The organism is Sandarakinorhabdus oryzae, from assembly GCF_009733735.1.
GTDB classification, from domain to species: Bacteria; Pseudomonadota; Alphaproteobacteria; order Sphingomonadales; family Sphingomonadaceae; genus Sandarakinorhabdus; species Sandarakinorhabdus oryzae.
In genome coordinates this window covers 1-541 of record NZ_WNJP01000421.1, presented here as the reverse complement: position 1 = coordinate 541, position 541 = coordinate 1, and the positions used below count along the sequence as shown (strand labels likewise).

Sequence of the window (541 nt, the reverse complement as noted above, 5' to 3'; positions counted from 1 at the left end):
CGGCTGGTGGGCTGGCGGCTCGCCAGCGTGGCCGCACTGCCGGCCCTGGAGCGGGCCGGGCTGCAGGCCGGCGACGTGCTGGTCGCCGCCAATGGCAGCGAGCTGATCTCGGAAGAGAAGATCATGGAATTGCCGCAGGAACTGGCCAGCAATGGCCAGTTGACCCTGCTCTATCGCCGAGCTGGCCAGCTGCGCACGGTGCGCGTCACGCCCTGACGGTCTCGTGCCACCCCGGGCCGCGATGTCATCAATGCGCAACCGGACAGTCATCAACATGCCATCGGCATGTAACCACGACGCCACGAATCCCCCCTATTCCCCCAAGCAGAGCGGGGGCGCCAATCGTTCGGCCACGAGCGCATCCCGGCATGCCAACCACACGGCCAAGAGGGATGCCCACATGAATATCCGTCTCCGCAGCCTGTTGATGATCGGTTCGGCGCTGGCCCTGGCGGCCTGCGACGGCGCCAGCAACATTGCCTCCCCCGGCGAGGGCACGCTGGTGACGCCGCCGCCGGCGCCCGCGCCGACCCCGACGCCG

The 541-nt window shown here is 69.1% G+C and carries 1 protein-coding gene; it reads left to right on the top strand.

Annotated elements, in window-relative coordinates; all coding sequences use genetic code 11:
• Window positions 1-216 (top strand): PDZ domain-containing protein (locus GJ693_RS16650; protein WP_156257300.1); only part of this gene is annotated, 216 nt, incomplete at its 5' end.
• Window positions 217-541: the final 325 nt, after the last annotated feature.